The sequence below is a fragment of the Desulfovibrio fairfieldensis genome (genome assembly GCF_001553605.1).
Taxonomy (GTDB): domain Bacteria; phylum Desulfobacterota; class Desulfovibrionia; order Desulfovibrionales; family Desulfovibrionaceae; genus Desulfovibrio; species Desulfovibrio fairfieldensis.
This window is the reverse complement of sequence record NZ_CP014229.1, coordinates 2,847,321-2,864,020: the sequence shown is the minus strand read 5'-3', so window position 1 is coordinate 2,864,020 and position 16,700 is coordinate 2,847,321. Positions and strand designations below refer to the sequence as shown.

The 16,700-nt window shown below is 62.7% G+C and carries 11 protein-coding genes; 4 read left to right on the top strand and 7 right to left on the bottom strand.

All coding sequences use genetic code 11. The features are described 5' to 3' along the window. Nucleotides 1-4 precede the first annotated feature (4 nt). The 3 genes from AXF13_RS12100 to AXF13_RS12090 all read right to left on the bottom strand — a co-directional run bounded on the left by AXF13_RS12100 (nucleotide 5) and on the right by AXF13_RS12090 (nucleotide 2,562). Nucleotides 5-817 (bottom strand): MinD/ParA family protein, encoded by an 813-nt coding sequence (locus AXF13_RS12100; protein WP_008683388.1) that lies wholly within the window; start codon nucleotides 815-817, stop codon nucleotides 5-7. A gap of 32 nt (nucleotides 818-849) precedes the next feature. Further along, complete coding sequence (locus AXF13_RS12095; RefSeq protein ID WP_062253575.1) at nucleotides 850-1,902, bottom strand: flagellar biosynthesis protein FlhF; 1,053 nt, start codon at nucleotides 1,900-1,902, stop codon at nucleotides 850-852. 207 nt (nucleotides 1,903-2,109) lie between these two features. Then, nucleotides 2,110-2,562: a helix-turn-helix domain-containing protein gene (locus tag AXF13_RS12090; protein ID WP_062253573.1), complete on the bottom strand. Its 453-nt coding sequence runs from the start codon at nucleotides 2,560-2,562 to the stop codon at nucleotides 2,110-2,112. A gap of 818 nt (nucleotides 2,563-3,380) precedes the next feature. On the opposite strand from AXF13_RS12090, the gene AXF13_RS12085 reads away from it, so the two are divergent. After that, entirely contained in the window at nucleotides 3,381-8,660 is a 5,280-nt protein-coding gene (locus AXF13_RS12085) for an autotransporter domain-containing protein (RefSeq protein ID WP_062253571.1), read from the top strand. 484 nt (nucleotides 8,661-9,144) lie between these two features. Here AXF13_RS12085 and AXF13_RS17160 read toward each other — a convergent pair whose 3' ends face one another. Then, the gene (locus tag AXF13_RS17160) at nucleotides 9,145-9,294 is read right to left on the bottom strand and encodes a hypothetical protein (protein WP_190276351.1); all 150 of its coding nucleotides are present in this window, start codon (nucleotides 9,292-9,294) and stop codon (nucleotides 9,145-9,147) included. Nucleotides 9,295-9,376: 82 nt separating this feature from the next. Between AXF13_RS17160 and AXF13_RS12080 the strand changes: the two genes are divergently transcribed. Both AXF13_RS12080 and AXF13_RS12075 read left to right on the top strand, forming a co-directional pair. Next, the gene (locus tag AXF13_RS12080) at nucleotides 9,377-9,955 is read left to right on the top strand and encodes an OmpH family outer membrane protein (RefSeq protein ID WP_062253569.1); all 579 of its coding nucleotides are present in this window, start codon (nucleotides 9,377-9,379) and stop codon (nucleotides 9,953-9,955) included. A 2-nt stretch (nucleotides 9,956-9,957) separates the two neighbouring features. Then, nucleotides 9,958-10,296: a DUF3467 domain-containing protein gene (locus AXF13_RS12075; protein WP_062253567.1), complete on the top strand. Its 339-nt coding sequence runs from the start codon at nucleotides 9,958-9,960 to the stop codon at nucleotides 10,294-10,296. An 81-nt stretch (nucleotides 10,297-10,377) separates the two neighbouring features. Here AXF13_RS12075 and AXF13_RS12070 read toward each other — a convergent pair whose 3' ends face one another. The 3 genes from AXF13_RS12070 to flhB form a co-directional block, all read right to left on the bottom strand. Further along, nucleotides 10,378-11,094, bottom strand: coding sequence for a tellurite resistance TerB family protein (locus AXF13_RS12070; protein ID WP_062253565.1), 717 nt, complete (start codon nucleotides 11,092-11,094; stop codon nucleotides 10,378-10,380). A 133-nt stretch (nucleotides 11,095-11,227) separates the two neighbouring features. Continuing rightward, a complete protein-coding gene (flhA, locus tag AXF13_RS12065; protein ID WP_062253563.1) occupies nucleotides 11,228-13,336 on the bottom strand; it encodes a flagellar biosynthesis protein FlhA in 2,109 nt (702 codons plus the stop codon). 50 nt (nucleotides 13,337-13,386) lie between these two features. After that, nucleotides 13,387-14,466, bottom strand: a complete 1,080-nt coding sequence (gene flhB, locus AXF13_RS12060; RefSeq protein ID WP_062253562.1) for a flagellar biosynthesis protein FlhB — start codon at nucleotides 14,464-14,466, stop codon at nucleotides 13,387-13,389. A 144-nt stretch (nucleotides 14,467-14,610) separates the two neighbouring features. On the opposite strand from flhB, the gene AXF13_RS12055 reads away from it, so the two are divergent. Further along, nucleotides 14,611-16,554 carry a sigma 54-interacting transcriptional regulator gene (locus AXF13_RS12055; RefSeq protein ID WP_062253560.1) on the top strand — a complete coding sequence of 648 codons (1,944 nt, stop codon included), beginning with the start codon at nucleotides 14,611-14,613 and terminating at the stop codon, nucleotides 16,552-16,554. The last annotated feature ends 146 nt before the right edge of the window (nucleotides 16,555-16,700 follow it).

Here is a 16,700-nt window from a genome sequence, read left to right as displayed (position 1 = left end):
GGTATCAATGAAAGAGCAGTTTCTTCCAGAAAAATTTGATGTTGCCGTCCAGGTTTTTCGGCGCTTCCCAGGCCGTAATGCTTCTGGCCAGTTGCATCACGGCTTTGGCCGCCGGGCTCTGGGGCTCGCTGACGCAGAAAGGCAGCTGCTGCACCACGGCCTTGCGCACGCCCGTGTCGCGCGGAATCACGCCCACCAGGTCCAGGGAGACGCCGCTGAGAAAGTGGTCGCAGGCCTGGTGCAGGCGGATGAACATGTCCTTGGCGGTCTTGAGGTCCGGGGCCATGTTGACGCAGACCTTGAAATGCTCCACCCCGTGGGTCAGCTTGAGTACCTTGATCAGGGCGTAGGCGTCGGTCAGCGACGTGGGTTCGGGGGTGAGCACCACCAGTCGTTCCTGGGCGGCCAGGTTGAAATAGAGCACATTGTCGCTGATGCCCGCGCCGGTATCCACAATAAGATAATCCAGCTCATCCTCCAGCTCGCCCACGGCTTCCAGCAGTTCCAGCTTCTGGCCTGTGGACAGGGTGAGCATTTCGCTCACGCCCGAGGAGGCGGGCAGAATGGAAAAGCCGTAGGGCGTGGGAAAGAGGATCTCCCGCAGTGACGCGCCCTCGTGAAAGAGGTGGAAAAGGTTTTTCTGCGGGGTCAGGCCCAGCAACACGTCCACATTGGCAAGGCCCAGGTCCGCGTCGATCAGCGCCACGCGCTTGTTAAGCTGGGCCAGGCAGAGCGCCAGGTTGACCGAAAGATTGGTCTTGCCGACGCCGCCCTTGCCGGAAGTGACGGAAAATACCAGGGGGAATGTGCCGCTCATCTGTCTGCTCCGCATTGTTTGTATGGGCTCGGTCAGGCTCTGGCCGCTTGGCCGGGGATTTGCCGTTTGAAGATCAGCCGCCAGATCAGCGGTTCCGTGGCCGGGGCGAGGCTTTCCTTGAGCTCCGCGCCGAAGGACAGCGCCGAAACCGGCAGCCCGGCCGCGCAGGCCACATTGACGATGCTGCCGAAGCTCACGGCCTCGTCCAGTTTGGTCCAGACCAGACTGCCCGACCCGTCGCTCTGATAGCGCCGTAAAAATTCCTGTGTCTGAAGCGCGTCGCAAAAGGGCGAGAGCACCAGATGCGTGGCGGTCTCCGGCATGTCCAGGCCCATGTCCGCCCGCCACTGGGCGAGATTTTGGCCGCGCGCCAAGCCCGGCACGTCCACGAACACGGCCCGGGCGTTTTTGGCGGCGGCCAGGGCCTGTTCCATGCCGGCCCTGTCCGGGGCTTCCATATAGGTGAAGTTGGAAAGCTCCGCCCAGTGGCGCAAGGTCAGGCGGCCGTTGCCGCGCAGGCAGTCGGCGTTGATGAAGGCGATGCGCGCTTCGGGCTCGTTTTTGCGCAGATGCAGGGCAAAGCGCAAACCGGTGCTGGTTTTGCCGAAGCCGAAAGGCCCCACCAGCAGATGCACGCGCTGGCCCCACTGCGCCGGGCCCCAGGCCTTGACCGGCACCATGCCGCAGAGACATTCCAGTACCGACGCGCCGGGATCGGCCAGCAGGCGCTTGTACAGATCCACGGCCACGGCGTCGGAAACGCCCTCGCGTTGCAGGTACTCCAAGGCCACGCGTTGCCGGGGGGTGAGGCGCTCCAGCTGGATGGCGGGCTTCATCAGGGCAAAAAGCTGGTCCTTGATCTGCATCCACTCCTTGTGCCATTCGCCCCAGCCGCTGGGCGCGCCCGAAGCCGCTCCGGTTTCGCCGGGGGCCTGCCGCTCAAGCCCGGCGGTGATTTCATGACAGACCACGCCGTTCTTGCGGTAGGTACGGTTGCCCAGGATGACGGCCTCAGGCCCCATTTCAGCCTTGATCCGGGCAAGAACCTCTTGCGATGTGGCGCCGGTGAATGTCTTTACCTGCATGGTCCGTTCCTTTGCCTCGCGGCTTGCGCCGCCGGTTGTTGCCTGTACGTGCCGTCCGCCGTGTCGCTTGTCTGACGGCGAAAAGAGAAATGCAAAATAGGGGCCAAAATAAAAACGTCCTCCCGTAACGAAGGAGGATATTTTTGTTTCGACCCCGGATGAGAAGCCCCGGAGGCGGTTTTTGTTTCGGCCCCGGAAAAAAGCCGTTCAGGCGGCGGAACAATCCCGAGCAGCATTTCCCGCAGGGCCGCCTTTTTTCTGCTGCTCTTCCAGGCGCGCCACACGCGCGTTCAGGTCGCTGTTTTCCTTCCAGAGACGGCGGTTTTCCGTGTTCAGCTCCCGCCGTTCCTCTTCCAGCTTTTCCAACTTTTCTTCCAGCTTCAGGCAACGCGCACAGTACGGCGCGGCCGTTTCCGGCGGCGGGCCTGATTCCTGCGGGCGGGGCGCGGCGTCGGCGCGCATGGGGCCGCGCCCGGAGAGCAGCCATTCGACTGAAAATCCGGTCTGCCGACAAATTTTCAGGGCCACGTCCGTGTTGGGCAGATTTTCGTCCCGCTCATAGCCGCCCAGCGAGCCCTTGCTGACGCCGATCAAGGCCGCGAAAGCCCCTTGCGGGGTTTTGCCGCGCGCCAGACGGATGCGTGCTCCCAGCGTGTCCATAGAATAAATTTCCGTCGCCCGGAGATCTATCCTATCTGACTGAAATTTTGGAACAAAAAACAGAATTTCAGAATAATAATAGGATAAATTTTACTTTCTGGTCAATATTTCAGTTGAATTGACTAAAATTTTGTTCTAACCAGAAATTGCGGGCGGTAAAAGTTCGTATTTCGCAAGCCGACTTTACCCGCCCCGCATTCGGAAAGCAATGTCCGGTTCCGTCCGGCGCGGCTGCTGCCGCGCGCATCCTTCAGGATGACGGACGGCCCGGAAGGGAGGCGGCATGGCGGCGAAACGCTGACATCTTTTTTGGGGTCCGGAGCGCCCGTAAGGGTTCTCCGGACGTGTCCTTTTTTGCGGCCGGTAAAGACCGGAAGGCTTCAGACGCGCCGAAAACGCGTGGTCTTGTTTTGCGCTCTCACGGCGGCGGAGCCCGGCCCGGAACCGGGGCCGTTCAGGCCAGAGGCGTTATTCCGGACCTGAAAAGCAGAAAAAACGGTCTGTTATACTGCACTTCCGACAGATATCGAAAATGTCCGCACGCATATCCAGTGGATATGTATACAATTCATCGACAGATGTACTGTCAATGAGTGCTTGAATGATGATACTTTCAGCCGCATAAATTTGCAATAACATCTCGCTGATAAAAAATCACAAATTTCTACTTTATAAAAATACTCATTATTTCACCAAGATAGCTCTCCCACAAATTCTCGAAGCCCAGCCGGAAACCGACAGTACATCTGTTGGTAAAGGAAGGGAGCATTGGGCTCCGTATGAATTCTTGAGGAGCGGATGCTCCTGGGAGGTATGCTATGCTGACGAAAGGCGCTATCGGAAATCTTGTCAATAAATATCGGGCTGTACTTAAAAAATGCCGCCTGCTGAACTTGTTCGGCACCCTGGCCCTGACGGGCGCGCTGACCGTGGGCGCGGCGGGCATGGCCGGGGCGGCTTCCGTACCTGCCCCTTGGGATGAGGACGTCGTGAATGTCAGCGACGCCACCCATAAAGATGTTCCGGTTATGCCCATGATCCAGGACATCGAAGGCGTCGGCGCGCAGAACATCAACGCCACCACACTGAACATCCTGAACGGCGGTGAACTGGTGTTAAAGGACGGCGCGCGTCTTGCTCACTACAATTATAGCCATACCGGAAATCCGGCCATTGTGGGCATGTCCGTGAACATGAGCGGCGGCTCGCTGACCATCACGAACGGTTCGGGCTTTTCAAGCATTGACGCGAACACCGCGCACATAGGTGGTGGCGAAATCACTCTGACGGGCACTACGGACGGTCCTTGGGAAAATGCCGCCTACATCGGCGCCTACAAGGGCATGGACATCACCGGCGGCACCGTCAACATGGGCGTCAACAGCGAATTGTTTGCCGGAAATCACCTCTCCATTACCGGCGGCACCATCAACATGCAGGGCACCGGCACCAGCGGCGGTTTCGGCAACAACGCGGCCCATATCATGTTTACCAGTGAGAACACCATCGGCGGCACGACCGTCATCAATGTGGACGCCGGCAAGTACGGCGTGATGAGCGCCCCGACGCTGAACATGACCGGCGGCAAACTCAACGTAAATGGCAATCTGCTGCTTCAGCCGGACACAGGCGAGAGAGGCGCTAGTGTCGTGTATGACGGCAGCGCCGACGACGGCAAGAGCGGCGTCTTCAACCTTTCCTCCGGCGACGTGACCGTGGCGAAGGACGGCGCGCTCTACGCTCCCTATACCCAGATCAACCAGGAAGGCGGCACGCTGACCGTCAAGGGCACGCTCTGGACGGAAAAGCCCGACGGCAGCGCGGACGGCACGCAGGACAACTTCAGCTATACCAACAGCGGCTACAGCCTTTCCGACGGCAAACTTGTGGTCAAGGGCGACGCCTCCGCCAACAGCGGCGGCAGTCACGGTCAGCTCAACGGCGACATGCAGGTGGGCAATCTGGAAATCAGCGGCGGAACGGTTGAAATCGGCCTTGCCGAGGGCGGTTCCGTGACAGCCTGGGACAACGGCCCCCGGTTGGGCGGCTACGGCGTGAACAACGAAAGCCGGACCGATATTTCCGGCGGCACGGTGACCCTGGGCACTTCCGGCGTGCTCTTTGCCGGTGTTGAGGCCTGGAAATCCGGCGAAAGCGGCCAGATGAATCTTTCCGGCGATGCCAAGATCGTCATGGACGGCACGAATTCCGTGCTCTATGCCTCTTCCACGGATGCTGGCACGGACTTTGTGTCCCTGAATATCAGCGACAACGCCGGCATTACGGTAAACGCGGGCAAGACCGGCTACATTCTGGCCCGCGAAACCAATATGAGCGGCGGTTCCATTGATGTGGCAGGCGCCCTGACCGTGGCCGGGAAATCCGCGAAGGGCGGCACTGTGGACGCCGGGCTCTCTGTGGCCAAGGGCGGCGAGTTCAACCTTTCCGGCGGCGCTATTACCGTGGCCGACAAGGGCAAGCTGGATTTCGCCACGGGCGGGGTGAATGCGACCCTGACCGGCGGTTCTGTCACTTATAACGGCGGTGCGGACGGCCAACTGGCCTTCCATGGCCTGACCCTGGCCGGCGGCGCGCTGAACGGCGTGGACAGCCTGACCGTGGACTCTTCCGTAGCCGCTAAAGGCGTGAGCGCCTCCACTCTGACCGTGGGCGGCAGCGGCAACGCCGCCAAGGCCGACCTGACCTTGGCGACGTTGACCCAGAATGCGGGCGCGGTGGCCGTGAACAACGGCAGCCTGACCGTGGACAGCCTGAACCAGAGCGGCGGCACGCTCACGGTGGGCGGCGCGGGCGCTGACGGCAAGTTGACGGTGACCGGCACAACTGCCGGAACGTCACTGAAGACTACCGACGTAACGGTTAACAATCTTGGTACGTTGGACGTCCAGAGCGTCGTTACAGGCACGTTCTCCAGCGATGTCTTCACCAGAAATGCCTCGGTCGCCCAGGCTGAGGTCAACGCGGGCGGCACCCTGAAAGTGAACGGCTTTGCTGAGATGAGTAAAGCTGCGTTCTTGGATATGAAAGGAAAGTTAGTAGCTGGTGACGGTCTGCTGGATCTTGGCAGCACGAAAATCACAGGACTGGTGGCAACGGATACATCAGGCAACAAAACGGTTGCCTTTGATGAGGTAAAAACAGGCGGAAGCACCGGCGGCGTCAAAAACGATGAAACCCTGCAGGCTACCGTTACCGGGGCGAGCAGTGCAACGTCTCTCACGGGCGGCTACAACAAGGTCGTGACCAGCGATTCGCTCAAGACTGAATCCGGAACCCTGCAACTGGCCGGTAATGCCAACGGTGGAAATATTGTAGACAAGTCCGGCGCCGCTGCTGACATTAGTGTGGGTGACAATTCCGCCGCTAAAGACGCGGTCGTTACGCTCGGCACCTCTGACGCTGACAACAGCGGCAAGGTGGGCAATGTGACCCTGGCAGTCAATAGTACCGGCACAGCCACGCTCAATGCGGTGGGCAGCGGCAACGCCTTTTTCTCGACAGGGACGATTAACGGGAACGGCGCGGTTAATGCCGCCGGAGCGACCCTCACGGCGGACAGCATCGGCGCGACCGCTGTGGTAGCCGAGGTTAACGGCATCGGCGGCACTGTGTTTTCCAAAGGCGTCATCAAGGCTGATAAGCTGACCGCCGACAACGGCACAGTCAGGGCCGAAGGTGACATCACTGTTACCAGCGCTGTGACCGGCCTGAACAACGGCCTGGTCCATTCCGCCACCGGCGACGTGACCCTGACTGCTGGCGCGAGCAACGCCAGCGGCGCGATTGTCGCCGACGCGGGCAATATCACGGCCAGCAGTCAGAATATCACTGCCGCTGCTGACGAGGATCTTACCCTTTCCGCCGAGAAAGGCACGATTGCTGCCAAGGACGTCACCGCCACCAACGTACAGGCCAAGACCCTGACCGCCACCGGCGCGGTGACCGTGACCGACGGCGTTCTGATTGCCACGGGTACCGGCGCGGATGCCAGCTCCGTGGACGGCACTCTGAACTTGAGCGATGCCACCGCTCGGGTGGGCGATCTGGACGTGACCGGCGCGGCTACCATTGAGGGCGGCAGCTTCACGGGCAACGCCGTGACCCTGTCCGGCGGCGGCGAAATCAGCAACGGCGCGCAAGTCACGGTGGATACGCTGACCGGCGCTGGACAGACCATCAAGGTGGGTTCGGACACAGACACCGTGGCCACCAGCCTGACGGTCAACACTCTGGACATGGCGGGCGGCAGCCTGCTTATCGACCCGGCCTGGACTTCCGGCTCCAACGTGATGGCTGTCGGCGACTTTGACAGCGGCGACATCGATGTGCTTGCGGGCGTGGGCCAGAATTCCATGCTGCTTATCGGCAGCGCGGACGCGAACTGGCTGACCTCCCAGGTCAATGCCGCGACCAACGGCGCGGGCCTGACCCGGAACGGCGTGGATTCCGTGCTGGGTATTTACAGTTCCCAGACGCTGGATAACACCAATGGCGGCATTCAGGTGGACGGCACCAAGACGAATAGCGGCGTCACTTCGCTGAGTCCCGCCGCCAACACTGCCGACTTCTCCGGCAAATCCCTGCTGGTGGTCAACGCCGACGCGGCGACCGGCGGCAATGTGGCTCTGACCGCGACCGGCGGCACGCTCAACCTGACCGACGGGGCGAAACTGCGCATCGCCGGGGCGAAAATCGGTGCGGACTACACTGTGGTGGATGGTTTCACGACAACAAACTACCTTAAAGCTGATGGTACTACCCCCACGACCGAAGCCGACTCCACGGCCTGGGTGGGCGCGAACCTCTCCACGGACTCCAAGCTGGTGCATCTGGAAAAGAGCGCCACCGGCGAATACAAGGGCGCGCTGACTTCCGCCGCCGCCTTCATGCCCAAGCTCGACGGCGAACTGGTCAAGGTGGTGAACAACATGGCCCTGGCGGGCAACACCGGCACGGCCGGTGAAATGTCCGAGACCAAGGGCGTCCGATTCCTGAACCGGGCCATCAGCGAAAAATATCTGAACAATGACGCCGCTGCCGCCGTGACCATTGAAAGCGCGGCGCGCATGGCGCTCGTCGGCGCGGTGCCGCAGATGACCATGGCGGCCAGCAACGCGGCGGGCAATGCCGTGACCCAGCGTACCAGCCTGGCCCAGCCCGGCGGCAACGCCATCCAGAGCGTGGCCCCGGACGGCTCCATGCAAACCGGCGCTTCCGCCGGAGACGCCGCCAAGACCGGCTTCGCCATGTGGATCATGCCCCTGTACCAGAGCAGCAACGGCTACGGCATGAAGGCCGGAAACTTCGACATGGACTTCAGCGGCGGCCTGGGCGGCGTGGCCATCGGCGCGGACTACACCTTCGACAACGCCATCCGCGCGGGCATCACCTTCAACATCGGCGGCGGCTACGCCACCGGCTCCGGCGACCTCAACGAAACCACCAACAATATGAACTTCTGGGGCATCGGCGCGTATGCCGGTTGGGCCCAGAACAACTTCGGCGTGACCGCCGACGTGAACTACACCTCCACCTACAACAAGCTGGAACAGGACCTGCCCGCAAGCATGCAGATGGGCAAGCTCAAGAGCGACGTGACGGCCTACGCCATCAGTGCGGGCCTGCGCGGCGAATACAGGTTCGAAACCAGCGTCATGGACATCACCCCGCATGTAGGCGTGCGCTACATGAGCCTGAACACCGACGAATACGACGTGAAGTCCGGCGGCACGCTGCTCAAGGGCGACGCCATCAACCAGAGCATCTGGACCTTCCCGGTGGGCGTGGCCTTCAGCAAGCAAATCGAGACGGGCAACGGCTGGCACTTCAAGCCCAGCCTGGACCTGGCCGTGATCCCGGCCGCCGGGGACATTGACGCCCGCAGCGACGTGCGCTTCACCGGCACGGGCACCAAGGCGGAACTGGACACTCAGACCATGGACTACGTCTCCTACATGGGCGGCCTGGGCCTGGAATTCGGCAACGATACCACGTCCCTGGGCGTGAACTACAACATCCAGCTCGGCGCGAAGAGCACGGCGCACGGCGTGTTCGGGACGTTCCGCTACGAGTTCTAAACCGACAACCTGAAGCGTTATCAGCATCAGCGCGGCGGCTCCGTTGGATAAGGAGCCGCCGCGTCCGGACATCCGGGAGGCGGGGGCTTCCCGGGTCCGGTTGCCGTCCGCCGACATCGCTTCCCCGGCGGGCGGCACCTCCTGAAGTCCGCGCTCTTGTCCCTTCCTGAAGGGCGCGGGCAACGGCGCGGCGGGTGAATTCCGCCGCGCCGTTTTTTGGGGCGAGGGGGGCTTGTCGCCCGGACTGGATTTATAGTGCCCTGCGGGCACAGGAGCTTCACGCCTCCCGGCGTTTGGGCCGCCTATCGTTGCTGTCTTCATCCGTAAGGCTGCCTTGCCGCCAACGGCTGAAGCCTCCCTCCGCGCCGCGCAATTGCCATTGACGGCTGGGCTTCGAGTCAAAACGCCGTCCGCTGCCGGAAATTGACGCGCGGCGATTTCGGGGCGCAGCGAGCCACGCGAGCAAGACCCGTGGGACGCCGCGTCACCACGTTACGACGTACAGCGGGGGCAGGGGGTTGTAGGGGGCCTGGGGGCTGCCGCCCCCGGCCCCCTGCAGCGCGCCGCGTAGGCGGCCAAAACGGCGGCACGCCGTAAGCCCCCGTGCCCGCAGGGCGCACAGAACATCATCCATGTGACAAGCCTTCTCCACCCGGCAATAACAGTCACATACAGCAAGGAACGAGAACAGATAAGATAAAGGAGATCATCCCCCCATGCGCCACATTGCAACAACCCTTGCCCTCACGGCCATCCTTGCCGCCTGCCTCCTGGGCGGCTGTCTGGAGGGCAGCACCAGCGCCGCGCCCCAGACCGCCGTGGTCGATCTGGAGCGGATCATGTCACAATCCCGCGCCGCCGAGGCCGGGCGCGCCCATCTGGCCCAAGCCCGCCGGCGCCTGGAACAGGGCTTTGCCGATCTGCAAAAAGCCTGGGCCAAAGCTCCGGACAAGGAGCGCGAGGCTGTGCTCCGCGACGGCGCGCTGACCCTCCGCCGCCAGATGGCCGCCGAGGAGGCCGCCGTACAAAATGTCGTCAACGGCCTGCTTCTGGAAGAGGTCAAAGCCTGGCGCAAGGCCCACAAGGCCGCCCTGGTTCTGCCCCGCCGGAATGTGCTGGACGCCGACGCCAGCCTGGACATCACCGCAGCCATACTCAAGGGCATGGACGCCCGCAAGGCCGTCTTCCCGGCGTTGCCCGTGGTGTCCGTCAAGCTGCCCGGCGAGAAGGGGAAAACGCCGGAAACCCCCGGCCAAGCCAATCACAACGCCGCCCCCGGCGCAAAAAGGAAGTAAGCATGAGCGCACAGAAAAATTCCGGCAAGACCGGGGCCGAAGCCGCCGCTTCCGGCGAAGGCCAACAAATCCGCGTGGCCCTGAACAGCGCGCGGCTCCGCACGTCCTACGCCAATGTCTTCCAGACCCGCTGCACGGCGGAGGAGGTCATCCTCTGCTGCGGCCTGAGTCAGCCCGAAAGCCTGAACACCCAGGACGGCGGTACTGAAAACGTCCTGGCCGTGGACCTGGACCGACGCATCGTCATGACCCCGGCCTCGGCCCAACGCCTGCTCCTGGCCCTGGACCGCACGCTCAAGGAGCATGCCGCCCGTTTCAGCAACAACAGCCCGCACGCCTGAACCGGTTTTGCGACCCGAAACCACGCAAAAGGGCCGCGTCAGACGACGCGGCCCTTACGTATTCTTTCTGTGTCCCGCCGGTTAAACAGCGTTTTGAACAGCGGCTTCCGTCTCTTTTTCCAGCCGGGCCTGTTCGTCCGCCCCGATGTTCAGGGCCCGGGCCAGGCCGTCCAGGTAGCTGCGCTCCATGAAATTGTCCACATTCACCACCGCGCGGGAAAGGCGGTAAAGATCACGCCCTTCCTCGGGGTCGCGCACCCTGGCCGCCAGGGCCGCCGGGTCGATGGGCCTGTTCATGAGCCCATCCAGCAGCTCGGTCATGCTCTGGCCGGGAAAGAGCGAGGCCGCCGTGTCCTGGATGCGCGATTTTTCCTCTTCGTCAATATGGCCGTCAGCCCGCGCCGCAAAGACCATGGCCTCCAGCAGAAGCAGAGCCGTGTTCTCGGCCGGGGGCAGAGCGCCCTGGGCCTGGGACGCGGGGATTTCCGCCGCCGGAGCCGCGTTTGCGCCGTCGGCCTGGCCAGCCTGGGCCCATTTTTTGTAGAAGTTCCAGGCCAGCGCGCCCGCCGCGGCCGTGCCTCCGACCATAAGCGCGCCCTTGGCGAATTTTTTGGCGCTTTTGCCCGTGAACAGCGCGCCCAGCAGGCCGCCCAGAGCCGCCGAGCCCAGCAGGCCGCCGATGCCGCCCGGGCTGCCCGCGCCGACATTTTGCAAAGTGTTTTTGAGCGTGTCGCCCACGTTTCCGAGTCCGGCTTTCAGGCCGCCGTTGCCGTTCAGTGCGTCAAGAATGTTTTTCATAGGGTCCTCGTAAGGGGATTTACCATAAGATATAGGCAGCGCGGTCGCTTTGACAAGCGTCCGCATGGCGTCAATCAGCAAAGGCCCGCCCGCGTGTGCGGGCGGGCCTTATATCTGTCGCGGCGTCGCGGGTTTATTCCGCGCTGACCGTGCCCACGGCCTGCAGGCGGATGTCCGAGGGAATTTCCGCCTGGGAAATCACGGGCACTGTGGGCAGGAAGCGGGTGATCAACTGGGCCAGGTGCGGCCGGACTATGGGACTTGCCAGAATCACGGGCTGGCCGTCGGTATTCACGGCGTTCTCCACAGCGGAGTTGATGTTCTGCACCAGACGCTGGGCCGCCGCCGGATTGAGCGAAAGAAAGGTGGCCCCGTTGTCGGTCTGGCGGATGCCTTCCTGCACCATGCGTTCGGCGTTGCCGTTGAGGGTCAGCACGGGCAGCACGCCCTGGCTGTCCAGATAGGGCCGCACAATGGAGCGGGAGAGTTTTTCGCGCACGTATTCGGCCAGCATGTCCGGATTTTTGACGCCGCCGCCGAAGTCGCCCAGGGTCTCCACAATGGTCAGCATGTCGCGGATGCTGACGTTTTCCCGCACCAGCAGTTGCAGCACCTTCTGCACGCCGCCCAGGGAAATGGTGCCGGGCACCAGATCCTCCACGGCCTTGGGCGAATGCTTGGCCACGGTGTCCAGCAGGCCCTGGACGGCCTGGCGGTCAAGAAAGTCGGCCAGGTGGCGCTTGAACACTTCCGTCAGATGGGTGGCGATGACCGTGGCCGGGTCCACCACCGTATACCCCGCCAGCATGGCCTCTTCGCGCTGGCTGTCCGGAATCCAGAGGGCGGGCAGGTTGAAAGCGGGCTCGCGGGTTTCGATGCCGTTGATTTTGGTGGTCACGTTGCCCGGGTCCATGGCCAGGAAGTGGTCCACCAGGATTTCCGCCGAAGCCACCTGATTGCCCTTGATCAACAGGGCGTACTGGCCGGGCTTCAGTTGCAGATTGTCGCGCAGGTGCAGGGAGGGGATGACTACGCCCATATCCAGAGCGAACTGCCGCCGGATGGAGCGGATGCGCGCCAGCAGGTTGCCGCTCTGTTCCTCGTCCACCAGGGGAATCAGGCCGTAGCCCACTTCCAGCTCCAGGGTGTCCAGGGGCAGCAGGGCCTGCACTTCCTCGGGGGTGTCCGCCGTGGCCGGGGACTTGCCGCCGCTCTTGCCCTTGGCTCCCTTCTTGTCGGCCTTGGCGTCCTCCTCTTCATCCTTGGCAGTCAGGCGCGCCACCATGAAGAGCAGGATGGAGAGCACCAGGAAAGGAATGGTGGGCAGGCCCGGCACCAGGGCGAAGACCAGCAGCACGCCGGAAACCATTTTCAGGGCCTGGCTGTTGAAGGTAAGTTGGGCCAGAAACTCCTCGCCCATCTTGGCTTCCGAGGCGGCGCGCGAAACCAGCAGGCCCGTGCCCGTGGAAACGATGATGGACGGGATGGTGGAAACCAGGCCGTCGCCGATGGTCAGCAGGGAGTAGGTGGTCAGGGCCGTGTTCCAGTCCATGTCTTTCTGGACCACGCCGATAATGATGCCGCCGATCAGGTTGACCATGGTGATCATCATGCCCGCGTTCACGTCGCCGGAAACGAATTTGCACGCGCCGTCCATGGCGCCGTAGAAGTCGGCCTCCTTGCGCAGGGCGTGGCGGCGGTTGTTGGCCTCTTCCTCGTCAATGAGCCCGGCGTTGAGGTCGGCCTCGATGGCCATCTGTTTGCCGGGCATGGCGTCCAGGGTGAAGCGCGCGGCCACTTCGGCGATGCGCGTGGTGCCCGCGGTGATGACGCTCTTGTTCAGGATGAACATGATCATGAAGATGACGCCGCCCACCACGTAGCTGCCGCCCACCACGAATTCGCCGAAGGAGCGGATCACGCTGCCCGCGGCTTCGGCGCCCATATCGCCGTTGAGCAGGATCAGGCGGGTGGAGGCCACGTTGAGGGCCAGGCGCAGCAAGGTGGTCACCAGCAGCAGGGAGGGAAAGATGGTGAACTCCAGGGGCGAGGTCATGAACATGGTGGTGACCAGCACCAGCAGCGAGATGGAAATGCTCACGCAGAGCATGATGTCCAGAAAAAAGGTGGGCAGCGGCACCAGCATGACGAACAGGATAATCACCACGCCCGCCGCCAGCATAAGTTCGCCGTGCTTGGAGAAGCGGCTGTAATCAATTTGCGGAAGTCCGGTCGTCGCCATTTTTCTGACACCTCGTCATGTTCTGTGGGCGGGGAGCCCCGCAAATAAATTTAATTCTGCCGCATGGTTGGCTTGAGCTTCCAGATGCTGGCCAGCACAGTGGCCACGGCCTTGTACAGCTCTTCGGGGACCATGTCGCCCACTTCCACAGCCTTATACAAAGCGCGTGCCAAGGGCACGTTTTCGCGGATGGGCACGTTGTGCTCGCGGGCCACGGCCTTGATTTTTTCGGCCAGGTGATCCGCGCCCTTGGCAAGCACCACCGGGGCCGGGGCCTCCTGCGCGTTGTAGCGCAGGGCCACGGCGATATGGGTGGGGTTGGTCACCACCACATCGGCCTTGGGCACATCCTGCATCATGCGCTTCATGACCACTTCCATCATCTTGCGGCGCTGCTGCCCCTTGATGACCGGGTCGCCCTCGGCCTGCTTGCGCTCGTCCTTCACTTCGTCCTTGGTCATCTTCATGCCTTCCTTGTAGGCAAAGCGCGACTGCCAGACGTCAAAAGCCGCGATGGCCAGGATGGGCAGCAGGGCATAGTAGGCCAGCTTGAGGCCCATCTGGAGCATGTAGGCGGCCACGCCTTCGGGCGTGGCGTAGTACATGGGCAGGAAGTTCTGGTATTCCTGATAAATGAGATAGCCGGGAATCAGGGCAAGGATAATGGAGAACAGCAGGCTTTTAATGGTGCGCAGGGCGGTCTGGGGCGAAAACATCATCTGTTTCAGACCCTTGATGATGTTGAAGCGCTGCCACTTGAACTTGAAAACCTTGGTGGTCCAGAGCTTGCCCACCTGGAGGCGCTGGGCCAGAAAAGCCAGAAAACCCAGAAAAAGCAGGATCGGCAGGATGATCTTGCACAGCTCCACTGTCAGATCGATGCTCAAGGTGTAGACGTTCTGGGGATTGGGATCGAATTCCCAGGCGTGGCCCAGAAAGCGCCGGAACAGCGTCTTGATCTCCTCGGTCATGGGGCCGAGCCAGAGATGGAGGGCGATGAGGCCGCCCGTAAGGCTCACGGCTTTGCCCAACTCCTGGGATTTGGGAACATTGCCCTCCTGGCGCTGTTTGTTTCTGCGTTTCGAAGTGGCTTCTTCCGTTCTGCTGGGGTCTTGCTGCTTGCCGAACATATGACGTTCCCGCTGTTGCGTTTTTGGCGATCAGCGGGAAGATAGCAAGAAGCATGCCCCGGCCGGAGACGGTCTGATCATTGCTTGGCGGGCGGGTTGCGGCTATTCTGCACGGGAGCGGCAAATAGCCGGGGGGGCTGGACCATGCCAAGGAGCACGGCGGGCGACGGGGGTACGGACAAGGGCTTTCACGGCATTCTGATCGCGCCGTATCCGGAAATGGGCGCGGTATTCACGCCCATTGCCCGGCGCATGGGCTGCCGCCTGCGCGTGGTCGTGGGACAGGAGGACGCGGCTGTGGCCGTGGCGCGGGCCACGCCGCCCGACGACTGCGACGTCTTTCTAAGCCGCAGCATCAATGTTGCCTTTTTGAAGCGGCATACGGCCGTGCCCGTGGTAGCCATTGAAATGACGGCCATGGATCTCTTGCGCCTGCTGTTGCCCGATGTCGGAAAGGTTCGGCGGGTGGCCTGGTTCCGTTACGCCGGGCCCCTGCGGGATGTGGATTGCGTGGCCGGGGTTTTGGGCATGGAGATTCGCGAGTGCCTTTTCCGTTCCCGCGCGGAGGCGCGCGACATGGCCGCAGAGCTTGAACCGGGTTCCGTGGACCTGGTGGTGGGCGGCACCTATGTGCGGGATTTTGTGGCTCCCCTGGGCTTTTCCACCCGCCAGTTCAGAGTTGACGAAGAAACCGCCGCGCGCTGTCTGCGCGAGGCCGCCGCCATCGCGGAAGCCCGGCGGCTTGAGCGGCGGCGCGCGGCGCGCATCCACGCCGTCTTCAATGCCGTGAGCGAGGGCCTGCTGGTGCTGGACGAAAAGGGCGCGGTAAGTCATGTGAACACCTCCGCCGCCCGGCTGCTCAAGAGAACGCCCGAAGACCTGCTGGATAAGGACATCCGCGCGGCCGTTCCCGGCGGCTTTCTGGGCGGCGAAGGGCTGCCGGACAGGGCCGAGCGGGGGCGGGTCCGGGACATCGGCGGCGTGACCCTGGTCGTCAACCGGGTGCCCGTGGCGGTTCAGGGCAAAAGCGCGGGCCTGGTCTTTTCCTTTTCCGACGCCGGAAGCATCCGGCGGGCGGAAGGCCGTCTGCGCAGCAGCCTCAAGGCGTGCGGTTTTACCGCGCGTTACACCTTTGCTGATATCGAAGCCCGCTCGCCCGTCATGCGGCAAGTAAAGGAACTGGCGGCGCTCTATGCCTCCACGGACGCCAATCTGCTGATCTGCGGCGAATCGGGCACGGGCAAGGAAATTTTCGCCCAGAGCATTCACGCGGGCAGCCGTCGCGTGGACAGCCCCTTTGTGGCGGTCAACTGCGCGGCCATTCCCGAAGGTCTGCTGGAAAGCGAGCTGTTCGGCTATGAGGAGGGCGCGTTCACGGGCGCGCGCCGCCAAGGCAAAGCCGGGATGTTTGAACTGGCCCATACCGGCACGCTTTTTCTGGACGAGGTGGGTGATCTGCCGCTGTTGTTGCAGGGGCGCCTGTTGCGCGTTCTGCAGGAGAGGGAGATCGTCCGGGTGGGAGGCACCCAGGTCATCCCCCTGGACGTGCGGGTGATCTGCGCCACCAACCGGGATCTGGAAGATCTTGTCCGGCGCAGGCTCTTCCGGGCGGATCTGTACTATCGCCTCAATGTGCTCAATCTGACCCTGCCTCCGTTGCGGGAACGGTCCGAAGACATTGTTCCCATGGCTGTTTCCCGGTTGCGCAAACATCTGCGGCCGACGCCTCCGGCGGATGTGATGGAGCGGGCCCTGGGTCCCCTCCTGACGCGCCGGGCCTGGCCCGGGAATGTGCGCGAGCTGTTCAGCGTGTTGGAGCGTCTGGCGTTGATCGCCAACCATACGGGCGCGGGCACGGCGGGCGGACGGGATTGGGCGCGGCTTCTGGCGCGCGTCTGGCAGGGCGCGGATCCGGCTTTGGAGAGCCCGCCGGGCGAAGCCTGCGCCGCTGACCTGCGGACGCAAGTGCGGGCTCTGGAGCGGAAGATCATTGAAACGGCTCTGGCCGCGACGGGCCAGGATCTGGGCGCGGCGGCGCGCCGCCTGGGCATCAGCCGGATGACGCTCTGGCGCAAGCTGCAGCCTTGAGGCGCGGCCCTGCCTCGGCTTGTAGCATTTTTGTTACATAGTTGCATAAGAATTGTTACAAAAATCGCCGTAAGAACTGCTCTGAACAGCCTTGGTCCCGCCCGCGGCCCGCTGCTGCGCCTTTTTTCACGAATGGCGCATTCCTG

What these genes read in the sequence shown, in the direction of transcription:
- AXF13_RS17160 (WP_190276351.1), bottom strand. Translation starts at nt 9,294, where the DNA reads ATGGATGATGTTCTGTGCGCCCTGCGGGCACGGGGGCTTACGGCGTGC.
- AXF13_RS12090 (WP_062253573.1), bottom strand. Translation starts at nt 2,562, where the DNA reads ATGGACACGCTGGGAGCACGCATCCGTCTGGCGCGCGGCAAAACCCCG.
- AXF13_RS12095 (WP_062253575.1), bottom strand. Translation starts at nt 1,902, where the DNA reads ATGCAGGTAAAGACATTCACCGGCGCCACATCGCAAGAGGTTCTTGCC.
- AXF13_RS12055 (WP_062253560.1), top strand. Translation starts at nt 14,611, where the DNA reads ATGCCAAGGAGCACGGCGGGCGACGGGGGTACGGACAAGGGCTTTCAC.
- AXF13_RS12100 (WP_008683388.1), bottom strand. Translation starts at nt 817, where the DNA reads ATGAGCGGCACATTCCCCCTGGTATTTTCCGTCACTTCCGGCAAGGGC.
- AXF13_RS12085 (WP_062253571.1), top strand. Translation starts at nt 3,381, where the DNA reads ATGCTGACGAAAGGCGCTATCGGAAATCTTGTCAATAAATATCGGGCT.
- flhB (WP_062253562.1), bottom strand. Translation starts at nt 14,466, where the DNA reads ATGTTCGGCAAGCAGCAAGACCCCAGCAGAACGGAAGAAGCCACTTCG.
- AXF13_RS12070 (WP_062253565.1), bottom strand. Translation starts at nt 11,094, where the DNA reads ATGAAAAACATTCTTGACGCACTGAACGGCAACGGCGGCCTGAAAGCC.
- AXF13_RS12080 (WP_062253569.1), top strand. Translation starts at nt 9,377, where the DNA reads ATGCGCCACATTGCAACAACCCTTGCCCTCACGGCCATCCTTGCCGCC.
- AXF13_RS12075 (WP_062253567.1), top strand. Translation starts at nt 9,958, where the DNA reads ATGAGCGCACAGAAAAATTCCGGCAAGACCGGGGCCGAAGCCGCCGCT.
- flhA (WP_062253563.1), bottom strand. Translation starts at nt 13,336, where the DNA reads ATGGCGACGACCGGACTTCCGCAAATTGATTACAGCCGCTTCTCCAAG.